Annotated in this window: 14 protein-coding genes; 7 read left to right on the top strand and 7 right to left on the bottom strand. The window is 73.3% G+C overall.

Going from position 1 to position 16874, the window contains the following annotated elements; genetic code table 11:
- Positions 1 to 149: 149 nt before the first annotated feature.
- Entirely contained in the window at positions 150 to 719 is a 570-nt protein-coding gene (locus tag BMX65_RS15790) for a glycoside hydrolase family 25 protein (RefSeq protein ID WP_075000901.1), read from the top strand.
- 99 nt (positions 720 to 818) lie between these two features.
- On the opposite strand, the gene BMX65_RS32890 is transcribed toward BMX65_RS15790, so the two are convergent.
- Positions 819 to 974, bottom strand: coding sequence for a hypothetical protein (locus BMX65_RS32890; protein ID WP_162637650.1), 156 nt, complete (start codon positions 972 to 974; stop codon positions 819 to 821).
- 162 nt (positions 975 to 1136) lie between these two features.
- On the opposite strand from BMX65_RS32890, the gene BMX65_RS15785 reads away from it, so the two are divergent.
- A complete protein-coding gene (locus tag BMX65_RS15785) occupies positions 1137 to 1415 on the top strand; it encodes a hypothetical protein (RefSeq protein WP_177214277.1) in 279 nt (92 codons plus the stop codon).
- Positions 1416 to 1877: 462 nt separating this feature from the next.
- On the opposite strand, the gene BMX65_RS15780 is transcribed toward BMX65_RS15785, so the two are convergent.
- Complete coding sequence (locus BMX65_RS15780; protein WP_079171909.1) at positions 1878 to 3575, bottom strand: CoA transferase; 1698 nt, start codon at positions 3573 to 3575, stop codon at positions 1878 to 1880.
- 279 nt (positions 3576 to 3854) lie between these two features.
- Between BMX65_RS15780 and BMX65_RS15775 the strand changes: the two genes are divergently transcribed.
- Positions 3855 to 4982, top strand: coding sequence for a WD40/YVTN/BNR-like repeat-containing protein (locus BMX65_RS15775; RefSeq protein ID WP_075000899.1), 1128 nt, complete (start codon positions 3855 to 3857; stop codon positions 4980 to 4982).
- Between the two features lie 146 nt (positions 4983 to 5128).
- Here BMX65_RS15775 and BMX65_RS15770 read toward each other — a convergent pair whose 3' ends face one another.
- From BMX65_RS15770 to BMX65_RS15750, 5 genes are all read right to left on the bottom strand, one after another.
- Positions 5129 to 6856, bottom strand: coding sequence for an acyl-CoA synthetase (locus BMX65_RS15770; protein WP_075000898.1), 1728 nt, complete (start codon positions 6854 to 6856; stop codon positions 5129 to 5131).
- A 196-nt stretch (positions 6857 to 7052) separates the two neighbouring features.
- Positions 7053 to 7856, bottom strand: a complete 804-nt coding sequence (locus BMX65_RS15765) for a DeoR/GlpR family DNA-binding transcription regulator (RefSeq protein WP_075000897.1) — start codon at positions 7854 to 7856, stop codon at positions 7053 to 7055.
- The gene (locus BMX65_RS15760; protein WP_075000896.1) at positions 7843 to 8715 is read right to left on the bottom strand and encodes a class II fructose-bisphosphate aldolase; all 873 of its coding nucleotides are present in this window, start codon (positions 8713 to 8715) and stop codon (positions 7843 to 7845) included. The genes BMX65_RS15765 and BMX65_RS15760 overlap by 14 nt, the downstream gene beginning before the upstream one ends.
- Before the next feature lie 248 nt (positions 8716 to 8963).
- Positions 8964 to 9857: an SIS domain-containing protein gene (locus BMX65_RS15755; protein WP_075000895.1), complete on the bottom strand. Its 894-nt coding sequence runs from the start codon at positions 9855 to 9857 to the stop codon at positions 8964 to 8966.
- Positions 9858 to 10106: 249 nt separating this feature from the next.
- The gene (locus BMX65_RS15750) at positions 10107 to 10664 is read right to left on the bottom strand and encodes a DUF1203 domain-containing protein (protein ID WP_075000894.1); all 558 of its coding nucleotides are present in this window, start codon (positions 10662 to 10664) and stop codon (positions 10107 to 10109) included.
- A gap of 312 nt (positions 10665 to 10976) precedes the next feature.
- Between BMX65_RS15750 and BMX65_RS15745 the strand changes: the two genes are divergently transcribed.
- The 4 genes from BMX65_RS15745 (at position 10977) to BMX65_RS15730 (ending at position 16862) form a co-directional block, all read left to right on the top strand.
- Positions 10977 to 12146, top strand: coding sequence for a CaiB/BaiF CoA transferase family protein (locus BMX65_RS15745; protein WP_075000893.1), 1170 nt, complete (start codon positions 10977 to 10979; stop codon positions 12144 to 12146).
- An 11-nt stretch (positions 12147 to 12157) separates the two neighbouring features.
- Positions 12158 to 13300: an acyl-CoA dehydrogenase family protein gene (locus BMX65_RS15740; RefSeq protein WP_075000957.1), complete on the top strand. Its 1143-nt coding sequence runs from the start codon at positions 12158 to 12160 to the stop codon at positions 13298 to 13300.
- An 84-nt stretch (positions 13301 to 13384) separates the two neighbouring features.
- On the top strand, positions 13385 to 14599 hold the full coding sequence (locus BMX65_RS15735; protein WP_075000892.1) for an acetyl-CoA C-acetyltransferase: 1215 nt from the start codon (positions 13385 to 13387) through the stop codon (positions 14597 to 14599).
- An 82-nt stretch (positions 14600 to 14681) separates the two neighbouring features.
- On the top strand, positions 14682 to 16862 hold the full coding sequence (locus BMX65_RS15730; protein WP_075000891.1) for a 3-hydroxyacyl-CoA dehydrogenase NAD-binding domain-containing protein: 2181 nt from the start codon (positions 14682 to 14684) through the stop codon (positions 16860 to 16862).
- The last annotated feature ends 12 nt before the right edge of the window (positions 16863 to 16874 follow it).

Raw genomic sequence — 16874 nt, 5'->3', positions numbered from 1 at the left:
CGACGCGCCGGGCGCGGGGATCCCGGGGCCGCGTGATGCGACTGCCGGCAGGAGCCGGGGCCGCGCGCGGTACGGTGTGGCGCTCGACGGGTATCGAAGAGTAATCAGCCTCGTGCGCAGAGTGAAAAGAGAGTGGGTGGCGCACAGTTATGATCAAAGGGATCGATGTCGCCTCGTACCAGCCCGAGGACTACAGCACCCGGGGGATCGAGTTCGTCTTCATCAAGCTCACCGAGGGGAAGTCCTACACCAACCCCAAGTGGGTCGAGCAGCGCCGGACCGGTCGGGACGCCGGGCTGGTCACGGGCTTCTACCACTTCGTCAGGCCGGGCAGTATGAAGGCCCAGGCCGACTACTTCCTCTCGAAGATCGACCTCGCCGCCGGTGACATGCTGGCGCTCGACTGGGAGGACTCCGCGGTCGGCAACGACGAGAAGGACGAGTGGATCAAGTACGTACAGGACAAGGCGTCCGGCCACAAGGTCCTGCTGTACTGCAACGTCGACTTCTGGCTGAACCGCGACAAGACCTCGTTCGCGGGCGACGGCCTGTGGATCGCGCACTACAACGGCAAGCCGGGTGCACCCGGCGTCAAACACCGCTGGCGCTTCCACCAGTACACCAGCGACCCGATCGACACCAACCTCGGCGAGTTCGACAGCCGTGACGCGCTGCGCGCCTGGGCGGGCGGCACGAAGGGCGCCCCGGACGAGCAGTGAAGGACGCGCGCGGTGGGCACGGCCGTGGGCCGAGGGTCCCACCCGGTACCCGGGAGGGATACGCTCCCGTGCATGTCGGAAGCCAATTCCCCCTCCTCCTCAGCCCGCGTCCGCACCGAAGACCGAGCCCTTGCCGACGACGCCGATCGCGCCGACGACCGCGACCCCGCGGGTGCCGATCCCGAGTCCGCATCCGGCGCCGAGCGCGCCGGTTCCGCCGGGCGGAACGCGGCGGACGCGCCGGAGGCGGCGCACGCCCCGGGCGGGCCGGCCGGATCCGGGGAACGGCCCGCGCCTGACAGGCTGTCCGCGGCCACCGGGCACGACGGTCGGTCCGGACCCACCGGTCCGGACGATGAGGCCCGCCGGGCCGGGGAGCCGGAGGCGCGCGAGCCCGGGGAACCGGAGGGAGCCGCGGTGGAACGACCAGCACTGACGCCGCGTCAGGCACGCCGCATACGCATAGCCCTGTCCGCAGTCGTCATGCTCGCGGTGGCCGTCGCACTGGTCGTCCGGCTGCGTTCGGCGCCCTCGGTGCTCACCGTCGGCTTCTACGGCCTCGCGCTGATCCTCTCCGGCACCGCCATCGTGCTCAGCCGCCGGGGCCGCACCCGGGTGGCCACGGCGGTACTCGGACTCGGCTTCGTCCTCGTCGTGTTCGGCGAGTGGCTGCTCGGCGCCCCCGGCAGCCCCTGACCGCGGCCCCGCAGCCGGCCCCCGCGCTCCGCAGCGCGGGGTACGCGACCGGCTCCGGGAAGGTGTGTCCGGCCGGACGCAGCAGGTTCGGGACGGCTGGATGCCGGGAAGTCCGGGGTTCGGCCGCGCAGGGGCCGGAGGCACCGCGCGCCTGACGTACGGGGCCGGACAGGCCCGAAACGCGCAGGCCCGAAACGCGCAGGCCCGAGGCGTACGGGTCCGAGGCGTACGGGCCCCGGCCCCGGGACGTACGGGCCCGGGGCGCGCCCGGTGGCGCCCGCGTCCGAGCCCGCCCGGTGGTGCCGGGCCCGGAGACCGGTGCGGCCCGCCGCCGCGGACGAACACCCCGGCGGCTCGCGCGCACGGCGGACAGCACCGGGAGGCGGCGCAGTCCGTGCCGTCCCGTACGGCGGACGTCAGAACTGCCGTGCCGCCGACCTCAGGGCAGCCACGCGATCGACTTCAGGAAAGCCACGCTGCCGGGTCACCACCCACCTGGCCGGTCACCCGCGCCCAGTCGCGGGGGCTGCGCGCGGCGTCGTGCGTGTCCTCCCCGTCCTCGGAGCCGGTCGCCGCGGGCCCTGCGCAGTCCGCCGGGCCGAAGCCGACCGGGGAGAGCGCGTAGCGCAACCGCCCCAGCGGACTGTCCGCCGTCGTCAGCCAGGGCGAGTCGTCGGGCGCCGGACGCCCGGCGCCGGACGCCTCGCGTGCCGCGCCGCCCGGGTCCGCGGGCAGGTCGTGCAGCAGCCAGTGCGCGGTCCGGGCGAGGGAGAGCCGAACCAGCCGGGACCCGGCGGCGCCGGTGCGCTGCTCGGTGAGGGCCCGCAGCAGCCCCGCGGCCAGCAGGTAGCCGGTGCCGTGGTCCAGCGCCTGGGTGGGCAGCGCGCCGGGTGCCAGATCCGCCGTCCTGGCTCCCGCGTCCGTCCGGCCGGCGGCCCCCGCCGCCTCCAGGAAGCCGATGCCGGTCGCGGCCTGCACCAGACTGTCGAAGCCGCGCCTGCGCTGCCACGGCCCGGTCGTGCCCCACGCGCTGAGCTGGCCCACCACGAGGCCCGGCCGGCGGTCCATCAGGGACTCGGGAGCCAGCCCGAACCGGTCCAGCGCACCCGGCCGGTACCCGGTCACCACCACGTGCGCGGACACCAGCAACTCCTCGAAGGCGGCCTGCCCGGCCCGGCTGGAGAGGTCGAGCAGCGTCGAACGCTTTCCCAGATCGGTGTCCGCATGGGTGTCCAGGAACTCCGGCCGCTCCGGTGCGTCGATCCGCAGCACGTCCGCGCCCAGCAGCGCGAGCGTGCGGGTGGCGACCGGGCCCGCCAGCACGCGGGTGAGGTCCAGCACCCGCAGGCCACGCAGCCCTCCCGGGCCCGGCGGCCCCTCCAGCGGCAGTGTCGGTGCCCCGTCCAGCCTGCTGAGTGCGACCAGCGGGGTGGGCGCGACCGCCGCGCGCTGCGGGTGTGCCGCCCACTCCTGGGGGGTGCGGGCGGCGACGGCCACGCCCCCCTCTCCGTACACGGCCTCCTCCACGTCCCGTGCCTGACGTCCCGCCAGTTCGGTGGCGACCCGGCCCGCCGCCGCCTCGTCCTCCGCCGGGCCGTGGTCCGGCATGCCCAGCGCGGACAGCAGCCGGGCGCGGTGGTGGGGGTAGTTGGCGTGGGTGCGCACCCAGCCGTCCGCGGTGCGCCAGAAGCGGGACAGCGGTGCGAAGGTGACCGGCGCCCGGCCGTCGATCCGTACCAGCCGGTCGCTCCGGAAGGCGGCGGCCACGGCGCCATCGTCCACCCGGATGGGGGGCAGCAGCGCGCTGCGAGCGCGTACGCAGGAGAACTCGGCCGCCGCCAGCGAGCAGGCCGTCACCGCCGCAGAGGCGAGTTCCTGGACGGGCAGTGCGGACGGCAGCAGGCCGGGCCGGCGTTCGCGGGTGGCGCGGGCCAGCAGCGCCGGATCCCCGCCGAGCGCGGCCCATGCCTGTGCCGTACCCGACTGGGGGACGGCGCGCCCCGCGGCGGCCGTGCCCTCGGGCCCCCGGAGTTCGTCCCCGGCGGCCGCCGCCGGAGCGGTGGCACGGGCAGCTTCGCCGGACGTGCCGTCGCGCTCGAACTCGCCGGGTACGAACTCGGTGTCGAACTTCGCCGTGCCGACGGAGTCGCGGGGGGCCACGTCCCGAGCCTCTGGAGGGCTACCAGCCGCAGAAAACTGATCCATAACGAACATTTTGGCACTCGGGGCCGCGAGAGCGGGTGACGGCAGGGCGGTGGTGGGCTTAGGTTACGGCGGCCGATATTCGGATGGTCGGATCGCTCGGAGTGGTCGACCCAGAGCCCGGCGCGGAGGTGCATGCCCCGTGCCCGGACCCTTTGGCGGCTCCCCGGAGGGGCGATCGGACGGCGGTCCGCAGGCGTCAGGCGAACGGCACCGGAACAGAGATGGGTGGGGTTGATGAGGCGGATACGGTCTGTGTTGCTGGTGGGAGCGGTCGTCTGGGGGACCGTGAGCGGCGGACCGGCGGCGGCCGTCGAGCGGGACGGCGAGCGGGACGGCGGGGCCGGCACGCCGTCGGCCTCCGTGGCCGCGGGGCGGACGGCGGGGCTCGGCTGGTCCGGCAAGGACAGCGGCAGCACCGCACGGTTCCGCGGGCTGTCGGCCGTCAGCCGGTCGGCGGCCTGGGTGGCGGGCAGCGGCGGCACCGTGCTGCGCACCGGAGACGGCGGCCGGAGCTGGCACGATGTGTCCCCGCCGGGCGCGGACGGCCTGGAGCTCCGCGACGTCGAGACGTTCGGCACGCGCGGCGCCGTGGTCCTCGCGATCGGGGAGGGTGAGGACTCCCGGGTCTTCCGGACCGCGGACGGCGGGGCGCACTGGCAGGAGACCTTCCGCAACGCCGACCCGGCGGCGTTCTACAACTGCGTCACCTTCTTCGACCGCCGCAACGGGCTGATCGTCGGCGATCCGGTGGACGGCAGGTTCCGCGTTCTCGCGACCCGCGACGGCGGCCGCCACTGGCGGCTGCTGCCCCCGGACGGCATGCCGGCCGCCCGGCCGGGCGAAGCCAACTTCGCGGCCAGTGGCCAGTGCCTCACCAGCGCGGGAGGACGGCACGCCTGGTTCGCGACCGGCGGCGCCGACAGTTCGCGGGTCTTCCGCACCTCCGACCGGGGGCGGCACTGGCAGGCGGTGGAAACTCCCGTACCGGCTGCCGAACCCGCCCGCGGCGTGTTCGGACTCGCCTTCCGGGACCCCCGGCACGGGCTGGCGGTGGGCGGCGACTACCGACCGGGAGCGCGCTCCCCGCGCGCCTCCGCCGTGACGGGCAGCAGCGGTACGAACTGGCAGGAGAGCACCCGTCCCGTACCGGGGTACCGCTCGGGAGTCGTCTGGCTGCCGCACTCCCGCCGGACCGCCCTCGCCGTCGGCCCCACCGGCTCGGATCTCACCCTCGACGGCGGCCGCACCTGGCGCACGTTCGGCAGCGGCTCCTACGACACCGTCGACTGCGCCCCGGACTTCGGCTGCTGGGCGGCGGGCGAACAGGGGCGCGTCGCCCGGCTCCGGACGGCACGCGGGTAGCCGGACGCCGCGCCCCGACGTCCGCGAGGTGCGGGCACCGGCGCGCGTGGCGCGGCCGCCGACGTGGTGGTGTGCGGTGGTGCGCGGGGTGCGGGCGTGGCGACGTGGGCGCGGCGGGAGCCGCCATCCGGCCCGCGCCGGGCTTCTCACTGACCGGCAGCAGCACCCCGGTGCTTCAGCACACCCTTGGCGAGCTTCCCCGTGGGCGTGCGCGGCAGCCGGTCGGTGAACTCCACGGTACGCGGCACCTTGTATCCGGCCAGGTGCTCGCGTACATACGCCAGCAGTTCCCGTTCCAGCTCCGCCCCGGGTGCGGGTGCGCTGTCCGCCGCGGCCTGCACGACGGCGTGCACCGATTCGCCCATCTCCGCGTCCGGTACACCGAGGACGGCGACATCGGCGACTTTCGGATGCAGCGTCAGGCAGTCCTCGATCTCCTGCGGGTAGATGTTCACTCCGCCGGAGATGATGGTGAACGCCTTCCGGTCGGTGAGGAAGAGGTAGCCGTCCTCGTCGACATGGCCGATGTCGCCGGTCGTCGTCCACGTCGGGTGCCGCGGGTGCTGCGCCTCGGCGGTCCGTCCGGGGTCGTTGTGGTAGGTGAAGGGCAGTTCGTCCCGCGCGAAGTACACGGTCCCGGTCACCCCGGCCGGAACCTCGGTGCCGTCGTCCGCGCACACCCGGACCTCGCCCAACGGCCCCGAGCGGCCGACCGAACCCGGCTTGCGCAGCCACTCCTGCGGAGTGATGGCGGTCAGCCCGTTGCCCTCCGTCGAGGCGTAGTACTCGTACAGCACCGGCCCCCACCACTCCATCATCCGGCGCTTCACCTCCGCCGGGCAGGGCGCCGCCGCGTGGACCGCCACCCGCAGCGAGGGCCGGCCGTACCTCGTCCGGACCTCCTCGGGGAGCTTGAGCATGCGGACGAACATCGTCGGCACCCACTGGCTGTGTGTCACCTCGTGGCGTTCGAGCAGCTCCAGCGCCCGTACCGGCTCGAACCCGTCCATCAGGACGACGGTGCCGCCCGTCGCGGTGACCACGGCGCAGAAGCGCAGCGGCGCAGCGTGGTACAGGGGAGCGGGGGAGAGGTAGACGGTCGAGGTGTCGAACCCGTAGAGCGCGGTGAACAGCGTGACCAGCGGGGAGGCCGACGTGGTGAGATCGTCGCCCGGGAGGGGAGGCTGGATGCCCTTGGGGCGCCCTGTCGTACCGGAGGAGTAGAGCATGTCCGCTCCCCGGGGCTGGTGCGCGGGCGGCCGGGGCGAGGCGTTGGCCAGCGCCTGCTCGTAGTCGCCGTGTTCCGCCAGGCCGCTCCGCTCTCCCGCGCACTCGTTCCCGCCGCCCCGGCCCCGGCCCCGGTTCTGGTCCTGGCCCTGGCTCCGGTCCTGGCCCCGGCCCCGGTTCTGGTCCTGGCTCCGGTCCTGGCGGTGGTCCGCGCCGTTCCGCCGGTCGCTGCCCCACGGCTGCTCCTGCGGCGGGCCGCCGCGGCTCCCGTACGCCAGGCGCACCGCGATCTGCGGGGTGCGCGGCACCAGGGCCGTCGCCAACTCCGCCAGCGCAGCCGAGACGACCAGTGCCCGGGCGCCGCAGTCCCGCACGATGTAGGCGGCCTCGTCGGGCGTCAGATGGCTGTTGACGGCGGTCAGGTAGAGGCCGGAGCGCAGCGCGGCCCAGTACACCTCCAGGCAGCGCGGATCGTTGTCGGAAAGCAGCGCGAGATGATCGCCGGGGCGCAGCCCAGCCGCGTGCAGCCGGTTCGCCAGCCGTACGGAGCGCTCCTCCAGTTGTCCGTAGGTGAGCACCTCCCCGGTGCGGTCGGCGAGAACGGCGGGCTTGTCGGGGTCTGCTGACGCGTGGACTCCGGGGTACACGGGGATTCCCTCCCACGGGCTGCTGACGGCAGGTCAGTCCAGTGTCGCTGCCGCCCCGTCACCGCGTACATGGCGCCTTCGCGGGCCCCGCTCCCGTCGTTCGTGCGTACGCCCGGGTGGCAGGGGCGACAGCCCGGAGACTCGTCCCTCGATCGATGTGACGGACGTCGCTGTGGGCGACGGCAGTGTGCGGCGGTCAGTCCTCCGGTTCCGGCTCCGCCACCACCGTGCGCAGTCCCCGCTCCTCGAACTCCCGGCGCGCGGAGTCCGGGATCCCGCTGTCGGTGAGGAAGGTGTGGAAGAGGCCGGGGCCGCCGATCCTGGCGAAGCAGCGCACGCCGATCTTCGAGGAGTCCGTGACCACCACGGCCCGCTCCGCGCGGCGGGCCATCAGCCCGTTGATGCGCCCTTCCGACTCGTCGTGCACGGTGGCCCCTTCTGCGGGGTCCATGCCGTTGGCGCCGATGAAGGCGATGTCGACGGTGAGTTCGTCCAGTACCAGTTCGCTGTAGGGGCCGGTCAGCTCGAACGTACGGGAGTGCGCCACACCGCCCGTCAGCACGGTCTTGATCTGCGGCCGCACTGCCAGCTCGTAGGCGATGTTGAGGGCGTTCGTGACGATCGTCAGATGCTGCTGCGGACCTGACTCGGCCAGGTCGGGACGCGTGGCCAGGGCGCGGGCGATCTCCGTGGTCGTCGTACCGCCGCTCAGCCCGACGACATCGCCGCGCTCCACCATCGCGGCGGCGGCACGGGCCAGCGACTGCTTCGTCCCCACGTGGTGTCCGCGCTTGTAGCGGATCGGCAGGTCGTAGGTGACCGCGCTGAGCACCGCGCCGCCCCTGGTGCGGGTGAGCAACTGCTGCTCGGCCAGGGCGTCCATGTCGCGCCGCATCGTCGCCGCCGAGACCTCCAGGGTGGTGGCGGCCTCCTCGACCTCCATGCTGCCGCGCTCGCCCAGCAGCTCGAGCAGCGCGTTCATCCGCTCATGGCGCTTCACCTGACGTCTTCTCCTTCGTCCGCCCCGTGCCCGCGAGTACGTGCAGAAGCCGAGCCGCCTCGCTCCGGACCTCCTCCCGCGCCGGGGCGACGTACTTGCGCGAGTCGATGAGCGCGGGGTCGGTCTCCAGTACCCTACGCACGCTCCGGGTGAAGACCGAGACGAGATGCGTCGATATATTGATCTTGGTCATACCCGCGCCGATGGCCGCCTGCAGCTCTTCGTCGGGGACGCCCGAGGAGCCGTGCAGCACCAGCGGCACCGCCAGTTTCTCCCGCAGCCGGGCGATCAACTCCAGGTCCAACTTCGCGGTGCGCTCCCGCATGGCGTGAGAAGAGCCCACCGCGACCGCCAGCGCGTCCACTCCGGTGGCCGCGACGAACGCGAGCGCCTCCTCGGGGTCGGTCCGCACTCCCGGCGCGTGCACCCCGTCCTTGCCGCCCACCTCGCCCAGCTCCGCCTCGACGAACACGTCCCGCTCGTGGCACCAGGAGGTCAGCCGCGCGGTCGTCGCCACGTTCTGCGCGTACGGCAGGGTGGAGGCGTCGATCATCACCGAGCCGACCCCGGCCTCGACGCCCTGGCGGATCAGGTCCGGGTCGGTGATGTGATCCAGGTGCACCGAGACATCGGTCCGTGCGGCCTCCGCGAGCGCGAGAGCGGCGCGGGTGATCGGCGCCAGACTGCCGTGGTAGCGCACACAGTTCTCACTGATCTGCAGAACGAGCGGCAGACCGGTCTCGTCGGCAGCCGCCACCAGAGCTTCGGCGGTCTCCAGGTGGATGACGTTGAACGCGGCCGCACCGGTACCCGCCGCCCGGGCGGCGGCGAGAACGGAGGCGGTGGGAACGAGAGGCATCGGGACTCCTGGTACGGGAGGTGCGAGAGGCGCGGAAGGTGCGGTCTGGGACGGGGATTCGTCGGCCCGCGCCCCGCGCAGGTCGGGGTACGGCCGGGTGCGCGTGCGGCTGTACGGCGGGAGCGGGACCTCGGGTATGTCCCGAGCGCGTGCGGGCCGGCACGGAAGCCGGGGTGCGCCCGGGCAGCGGGGACCCGGTAAGGGCGCTGGGGGGACGCCTCCGTCCGGTCACCGGCGGTCGCCGTCGATCAGCCCTCCAGCATCACCGAGCGGGTGAGGCTGCGCGGGTTGTCCGGGTCGAGGCCACGCACCCGGGCCCGTTCCAGCGCGACGCGGTGTACGACCACCAGGTCCGCGAGCGGATCCCGGCTGTGGCATACGAACCGGGCACCCGTCGCGCGTACTTCGCTCTCCAGCCCCTCCGGCGCTTGGCCGAAGAGCCAGGTGACCCGTCCGGGTGCGGCGATGGCTATCGGTCCGTGCCGGTATTCCATGGCGGGGTAGGACTCCGTCCAGCTCTGGGACGCCTCCCGCATCTTGAGTGCCGCCTCGTTGGCCAGACCGAAGGTCCAGCCCCGGCCGAGGAAGGTGAACTGCTCGGCATCCAGCCACTCCTGCTCCACCGGGCAGGTCAGGGCCTCCTCGGCGGCGGCGACGGGCCCCGCCAGGTCCTCGCCCAGATGGGCCCGCAGCAACGCCAGCGCCGAGGTGGCGAAACGGGTCTGCACCACGGACTTCTCATCAGCGAACGGCAGCGCGACCGTCTCGTCCGACAGCGCCGTCGCCGGGGTGTCCGGGTCGCCCAGCACCGTGACGGTGGGGATCCGGCCGCGCAGCGCGTCCAGTACACGCAGCACTTCCGTCGTGGTGCCGGAACGGGTGAGGGCGACCACCGCGTCGTACCCCCGGGCCTCGTCGAGGAATGCCTCCGAGGCGGCGAAGGCGTCCGTCACTCCCAGGCCGGCCGCCTCGCGCAACGCAGCGTACGACTGCGCCATGAACCACGAGGTTCCGCAGCCGATCACCGCGACCCGGGCGCCCGCAGCCGGAAGAGGGGTGTCGCCGGAACCGATCCTCGCCGCTGCCTGCCAGGTCTCCGGCTGGCTGCGCAGTTCCTGCTCCATGTATGCCGACTCGCCCATGTGCGGGCCCCCTCCTGGCCCGGATCCCTCCGGGCTGTGCGTGAAGCTGCATGAAACCTCTTACTTTCCTGCAACTTTACGCAGCGCGCCCTCGGCTGTCCATCCCACTCCCGGGTGACCGGCGGAACTCGGGAGCGGGATGCGGGGCCGGGGGCGCCTGACCGAGGCCCGGGAGCGGCGACCGGGGCCGGCGAGCGCGGAGTGCCGGGGGTGCGCAGGCCGCGGGGCGCCGGTCTGGCGCCCCGCGGTTCACTCCGTGCCGTACCTCCGCGTCTCCACCTGGAAGCAGCCGAACTCCACCGCGCGCACGTGCACCGCCGCCACCAGCGGATCGGCGTAGAGCTGCGCCAGCCCCTCCTCCACGGTCGGCGCCCCCTCCCGGGTGCGGTCCAGCAGGAGGCCGCCGAGGATCCGGCCCTGTGCCGAGTAGGCGCGCAGCGTGCGCAGCTCGCCGCGCATGGCCTCCGGGTAGCCGCCGTCCGGGGCACCCGCCCAGCCGCCGCAGTCCCGCGGGTGGATGAAGACCGGTCCCACCTCGTCGTACGGGCCCGGGTCGGCGTTCGTCTCGCGCGCCCAGCGGCGCAGCGGCGCGTAGGAGGCGAGGGCGAGAGTCTCACCCGGCCTGCTCCGCTCCAGGCAGCAGCGGAGCGGGTTGCCGCCCTCCTCGTCCACCACCGTGCGGGGCGGAGCACCCGCGTCGTCGCGTGCGCGCAGTTCCTGCAGCGTTCCGGGCGGGATGGCCCGGATCTCGTATCCCGTGCGTCCCGTCCGGCGGATCGTCTGCGGGTGTCCGGCTCTGGTGTCCATGCGTCCAGACTGCGTTCGCGCGCACGCGGCTGCTGGCGGAATTCGGCCGTGGCGCTCGGCCGGTGTCCCGCACACCTGCGAGGGCCTGCCGAGCCCCGGGGCCCGTCGAGCGGTGGGCCCCTGTCGGTCGAGGGCGGGTCCCTGTCGTCGAGGTGGCACCGGACACGTGGGCTGCCGCGCACGGGGCTCCGAAGGCGCGGTGCGGCGCCGCGGCCCGGGGTGGTCGAGTGGCTCGGCGGGGCTTGTGGATTGGCGGTGCTGTCCATAGCATCACCGGTGTTACATCAGTTGTGTCACAGTGCTGGGGGCCCGATGGCAGCAGCGGAAGAACCCGAGCGAGCCGCCGTCGGGGGCCCGCTGGCCGGAGTGCGGGTGGTCGAGCTCGCCGGGATCGGGCCGGGGCCGTTCGCCGCCATGACACTGGCCGACCTCGGGGCCGACGTGGTCCGCGTGGACCGGCCGGGCGGCGGCGCCCTCGGGGTCGCACCCGAGTACGACGTCACCAACCGCAACAAGCGCTCCGTGCTGTTGGACCTCAAACAGCGGGCCGGAGCCGCCGCCGCGCTCTCCCTGATCGAGCGCGCCGACGTGCTCGTGGAGGGGTTCCGGCCCGGCGTCGCCGAACGCCTCGGCGTCGGCCCTGATGTCTGCCTCGCCCGCAACCGGCGCCTGGTCTACGGCCGGATGACCGGCTGGGGCCAGGACGGCCCGCTGGCCCAGCGGGCCGGGCACGACCTCGGCTACATCGCCGTCACCGGAGCCCTCGGGATGACCGGGCCCGCCGAGGGCCCGCCCGTCGCGCCCGCCAACCTGCTGGGCGACTACGCGGGGGGCTCCCTCTACCTCGTCGTCGGCATCCTGGCCGCACTGCACCACGCGCGCGGCCCGCAGGGGGCCGGGCAGGTGGTGGACGCGGCGATCGTGGACGGAACGAGCCACCTCACGGCCATGATCCGGGGCCTGCTCGCGGCGGGCGGCTGGCAGGACCGCCGTGCCGCGAACCTGCTGGACGGCGGCTGCCCCTTCTACGGCACCTACGCCACCTCGGACGGCGGCTTCATGGCCGTCGGAGCCCTGGAGCCCACGTTCTACGCGGAGTTCACCCGCCTCCTCGGAATCGCCGAGGAGGCACCGCCCCGCGAGGACCTCGCCGCGTGGGACGAGCTGCGGGAGCTGATCGCCGCCCGGTTCGCCTCCCGCACCCGCGCGGAGTGGACGGAGGTCTTCGAGGACAGCGACGCCTGCGTGGCCCCGGTGCTCTCGCTGACCGAGGCGCCGTCCCATCCGCACCTGGCCGCCCGCGGCACCTATCTGGAGCACTCCGGCATCACCCAGCCCGCGCCCGCCCCCCGGTTCTCCGCGACACCCACCCGCGTCGCCTCCGCGCCGGCCCGGCCCGGTGCGCACACCGCGCAGGTGGCCCGGGACTGGGGCGTTCCGGCCCTGACCGCACCCGCCGCGGCGGGTGGAGGAGAGGCATGAAGCAGCAGCAGATGCAGCGGCAGATCTTCACCGCGGACCACGAAGCGTTCCGGCGGACCGTGCGCACCTTCCTGGCCAAGGAGGTGGAACCGCACTACGGGCAGTGGGAGCGGGACGGCGTCGTCTCCCGGGACGTGTGGCGCGCCGCGGGCCGGCAGGGGCTGCTCGGACTCGCGGTGCCCGAGGAGTACGGCGGCGGGGGAGAGCCGGACTTCCGCTACGCCGCGGTACTCGCCGAGGAGTTCACCCGTGCGGGCGCTCCCGGCCTGGCGGTCGGGCTGCACAACGACATCGTCGGTCCCTACCTCACCGAGCTGGCGACCCCGGAGCAGAAGCGCCGCTGGCTGCCCGGTTTCTGCACCGGCGAGACCATCACCGCCATCGCCATGACCGAGCCCGGCGCGGGCTCCGACCTGCAGGGCATCCGCACCACGGCCCAGGACCAGGGCGACCACTGGCTGCTGAACGGCTCGAAGACGTTCATCTCCAACGGCATCCTCGCCGACCTGGTCGTCGTCGTGGCCCGGACCACACCCGAGGGCGGCGCGCACGGGCTGAGCCTGCTCGTCGTCGAGCGCGGTGCCGAGGGCTTCGAGCGCGGCCGCAACCTGGACAAGATCGGCCAGAAGGCCCAGGACACCGCCGAGCTGTTCTTCACCGATGTGCGTGTCCCCAAGGAGAACCTGCTCGGAGAGCTCAACGGCGCTTTCGTGCACCTGATGACCAATCTGGCGCAGGAGCGGATGGCCATTGCCGTCGCGGGCATCGCCGCCGCCGAGCATCTGCTGGAGCTCACCACCGCATACGTCAAGGAGCGCACCGCGTTCGGCCGGCCGCTGGCCAAGCTGCAGCACATCCGCTTCGAGATCGCCGAGCTGGCCACCGAGTGCGCCGTCACCCGGGCCTTCCTGGACCGCTGCATCGAGGACCACGCCGCGGGCCGACTGGACGCGGTGCACGCCTCCATGGCGAAGTGGTGGGCCACCGAGCTGCAGAAGCGCGCCGCAGACCGCTGTCTGCAACTGCACGGCGGTTACGGGTACATGACCGAGTACCCGGTCGCGAGGGCCTTCACCGACGGCCGCATCCAGACCATCTACGGCGGGACCACCGAGATCATGAAGGAGATCATCGGACGGTCGCTGCTGAACTGACCCCGCGCCGGACCCGCCCGCCCCCGGCCGCCTCCGCGCGGCTCCCCTCAGCTCCCCTCCGCCCCCGTACGAAAGGCACCCCTCGTGAGCTCAGAAGCGTTCGTGTACGAGGCAATCCGCACCCCGCGCGGCCGCGGCAAGGCCGACGGCGCCCTGCACGGCACCAAGCCCGTCGACCTGGTCGTCGGCCTGATCGACGAGCTGCGCCGCCGCATGCCCGAGCTGGACCCGCAGGCGGTCGACGACATCGTGCTCGGCGTCGTCAGCCCGGTCGGCGACCAGGGCTCGGACATCGCCAAGATCGCCGCCATCGCCGCAGGGCTGCCCGACACCGTCGCCGGGGTCCAGGAGAACCGCTTCTGCGCCTCCGGTCTGGAGGCGGTCAACATGGCTGCCGCCAAGGTCCGCTCCGGCTGGGAGGACCTCGTCCTGGCGGGCGGGGTGGAGTCCATGTCCCGGGTGAAGATGGGCTCGGACGGCGGTGCCTGGTTCAACGACCCGCTGACCAGCTTCGAGACCGGCTTCGTGCCCCAGGGCATCGGCGCGGACCTGATCGCCACCCTGGAGGGCTTCAGCCGCCGGGACGTGGACGAGTACGCCGCCCGCTCCCAGGAACTGGCCGCGCACGCCTGGAAGGACGGCCGGTTCGCGCGCTCGGTGGTACCGGTACGGGACCGCAACGGCCTCACCGTCCTCGACCACGACGAGCACATCCGCCCCGGCACCACCGCCGACACCCTCGCGGGCCTCAAGCCGTCGTTCGCGGCCATCGGGGAGATGGGCGGATTCGACGCCGTCGCGCTCCAGAAGTACCACGCGGTGGAGCGGATCGACCACGTGCACCACGCGGGCAACTCCTCCGGCATGGTGGACGGTTCGGCCCTGGTCGCGGTCGGCAGCCAGGAGGTCGGGGAGCGGTACGGGCTGCGTCCCCGGGCGCGGATCGTCTCGGCCGCCGTCTCCGGAGCCGATCCCACCATCATGCTGACCGGGCCCGCCCCCGCGTGCCGCAAGGCCCTGGCCAAAGCCGGGCTGACGGTGGAGGACATCGCCGTCGCCGAGATGAACGAGGCGTTCGCCGCCGTGGTGCTGCGGTTTGCCAAGGACATGGGGTTCCCGCTGGAGAAGGTGAACGTCAACGGCGGCGCCATCGCCATGGGGCACCCGCTGGGGGCCACCGGCGCGATGCTGCTGGGGACGTGCATCGACGAACTGGAGCGCACGGACCAGCGGTACGGGCTGGTGACGCTGTGCGTGGGAGGCGGAATGGGGGTCGCCACCGTGGTCGAGCGGCTGTAGCCGCGGCCGCCGCCCCTCCGACCCGATCCCTTCCCCCTCGCCGACGCCGGGGGCCTCACCGCTCGCTCAGGGAGTCCGAACCATGCCCGAACCCACCTCCACCACCATCCGCTGGGACCAGGACGGCACCGGGATCGTCACACTGACCTTCGACGACCCGGATCAGTCGGCGAACACCATGAACGCGGCCTTCCAGACGTCCCTCACCGCGGTCGCCGACCGGCTCGAGGCCGAACGGGACAGCGTGCGCGGCGTCATCATGACCTCCGCCAAGAAGACCTTCTTCGCCGGCGGCGACCTGCGGCTGCTCATCCGGGCACGGCCCGAGAACGCCCAGGAGGTCTTCGACAACGGCATGCGCATCAAGCGCGACCTGCGCCGCATCGAGACCCTGGGCATCCCGGTCGTGGCCGCACTCAACGGCGCGGCGCTCGGCGGCGGTCTGGAGATCGCGCTGGCCTGCCACCACCGGGTCGCGCTCGACGCCCCCGGCTCGAAGATCGGCTGCCCGGAGGCCACGCTGGGGCTGCTCCCGGCCGGCGGCGGCGTCACCCGTGCGGTGCGGCTGCTGGGCATCACCGACGCGCTGCTGAACGTGCTTCTCCAGGGCCAGCAGTACCGTCCGGCCAAGGCCGAGGAGGTCGGTCTGGTCCACGAGGTCGTCGGGACGCCGGAGGAGATGCTGGCTGCCGCCCGCGCCTTCATCGAGGCCAACCCCGCCGCGCAGCAGCCCTGGGACGTCAAGGGGTACCGGATCCCCGGTGGCACGCCCGCGCATCCGAAGTTCGCGGAGAACCTGCCGGCCTTCCCCGCCAACCTCAAGAAGCAGACCGGCGGGGCGCCCTATCCGGCCCAGCGCAACATCCTCGCGGCGGCCGTCGAGGGCGCCCAGGTGGACTTCGAGACCGCGCAGGTCATCGAGGCGCGCTACTTCGTGGAGCTGGCCTGCGGGCAGATCTCCACCAACATGATCCAGGCGTTCTTCTTCGACCTCCAGGCCGTCAACGCGGGCCGCAGCAGGCCCCAGGGGATCGCCGAGCGCGAGGTCGGCACGGTGGCCGTGCTGGGCGCGGGGATGATGGGCGCCGGAATCGCGTACTCCTGTGCCAGGGCGGGCATCGAGGTCGTGCTCAAGGACGTCACCCCGGAGGCCGCCGAGAAGGGCAAGGCGTACTCGGCGGGGCTGCTGGAGAAGGCGCTCTCCCGCGGGAAGACCACCGAGGCCGACCGCGACGCGCTGCTGGCGCGGATCACCCCCACCGCCGACCCGCAGGCGGTGGCGGGCTGCGACGTCGTGATCGAGGCGGTGTTCGAGGACTCCGCGCTCAAGCACAAGGTGTTCCAGGAGATCGAGCACCTCGTCGCCCCGGACGCGCTGCTCTGCTCGAACACCTCCACGCTGCCGATCACCTCGCTCGCCGAAGGCGTCGAGCGCCGCGCGGACTTCATCGGGCTGCACTTCTTCTCCCCGGTGGACAAGATGCCGCTGGTCGAGATCATCAAGGGCCGCGAGACCGGGGACGAGGCGCTGGCCCGCGCGTTCGACCTCGTACGGCGGATCCGCAAGACCCCCATCGTGGTCAACGACTCGCGGGGCTTCTTCACCTCGCGCGTCATCGGACACTTCATCAACGAGGGCGTCGCCCTGCTGGCCGAGGGCGTCGACCCGGCCACCGTGGAGCAGGCCGCAGCGCAGGCGGGCTACCCGGCCAAGGTGCTCTCCCTGATGGACGAACTCACCCTCACCCTGCCGCGCCGGATCCGGGACGAGACCCGGCAGGCGCTGCGGGCCGAGGGCCGGGAACTGCCCGTCCACCCGGCCGACGCCGTACTCGACCGGATGGTCGAGGAGTTCGGCCGCACCGGCCGCAGCGGCGGTGCGGGCTTCTACGACTACGACGAGAACGGCAAGCGGGCCGGACTGTGGCCGGGCCTGCGGGAGCACTTCACCGCCGAGGGGGATCCCGGGATCCCGTTCGAGGACATGAAGGAGCGCATGCTCTTCTCCGAGGCGCTGGACACCGTGCGGCTGTTCGAGGAGGGCGTGCTCACCACGGTCGCCGACGCCAACATCGGCTCCATCATGGGCATCGGCTTCCCCGCCTGGACGGGCGGTGTGATCCAGTACATCAACGGATACGAGGGCGGCCCGGCCGGCTTCGTGGCCCGCGCCCGGGAACTGGGCGAGCGCTACGGCGAGCGGTTCGCGGTCCCCGCGCTGCTGGCGGAGAAGGCCGCACGGGGCGAGACCTTCACCGACTGACCGGCCCCGACC

Source organism: Streptomyces qinglanensis (assembly GCF_900111245.1).
In the GTDB taxonomy this organism is placed as follows: domain Bacteria; phylum Actinomycetota; class Actinomycetes; order Streptomycetales; family Streptomycetaceae; genus Streptomyces; species Streptomyces qinglanensis.
This window is presented reverse-complemented; position numbering and strand designations above follow the sequence as displayed.

Excerpts from the sequence above, each read along its gene's own strand:
- BMX65_RS15790 (WP_075000901.1), top strand. The coding sequence starts at position 150 with ATGATCAAAGGGATCGATGTCGCCTCGTACCAGCCCGAGGACTACAGC.
- BMX65_RS15775 (WP_075000899.1), top strand. The coding sequence starts at position 3,855 with ATGAGGCGGATACGGTCTGTGTTGCTGGTGGGAGCGGTCGTCTGGGGG.
- BMX65_RS15760 (WP_075000896.1), bottom strand. The coding sequence starts at position 8,715 with ATGCCTCTCGTTCCCACCGCCTCCGTTCTCGCCGCCGCCCGGGCGGCG.
- BMX65_RS15755 (WP_075000895.1), bottom strand. The coding sequence starts at position 9,857 with ATGGGCGAGTCGGCATACATGGAGCAGGAACTGCGCAGCCAGCCGGAG.
- BMX65_RS15750 (WP_075000894.1), bottom strand. The coding sequence starts at position 10,664 with ATGGACACCAGAGCCGGACACCCGCAGACGATCCGCCGGACGGGACGC.
- BMX65_RS15745 (WP_075000893.1), top strand. The coding sequence starts at position 10,977 with ATGGCAGCAGCGGAAGAACCCGAGCGAGCCGCCGTCGGGGGCCCGCTG.
- BMX65_RS15740 (WP_075000957.1), top strand. The coding sequence starts at position 12,158 with ATGCAGCGGCAGATCTTCACCGCGGACCACGAAGCGTTCCGGCGGACC.
- BMX65_RS15730 (WP_075000891.1), top strand. The coding sequence starts at position 14,682 with ATGCCCGAACCCACCTCCACCACCATCCGCTGGGACCAGGACGGCACC.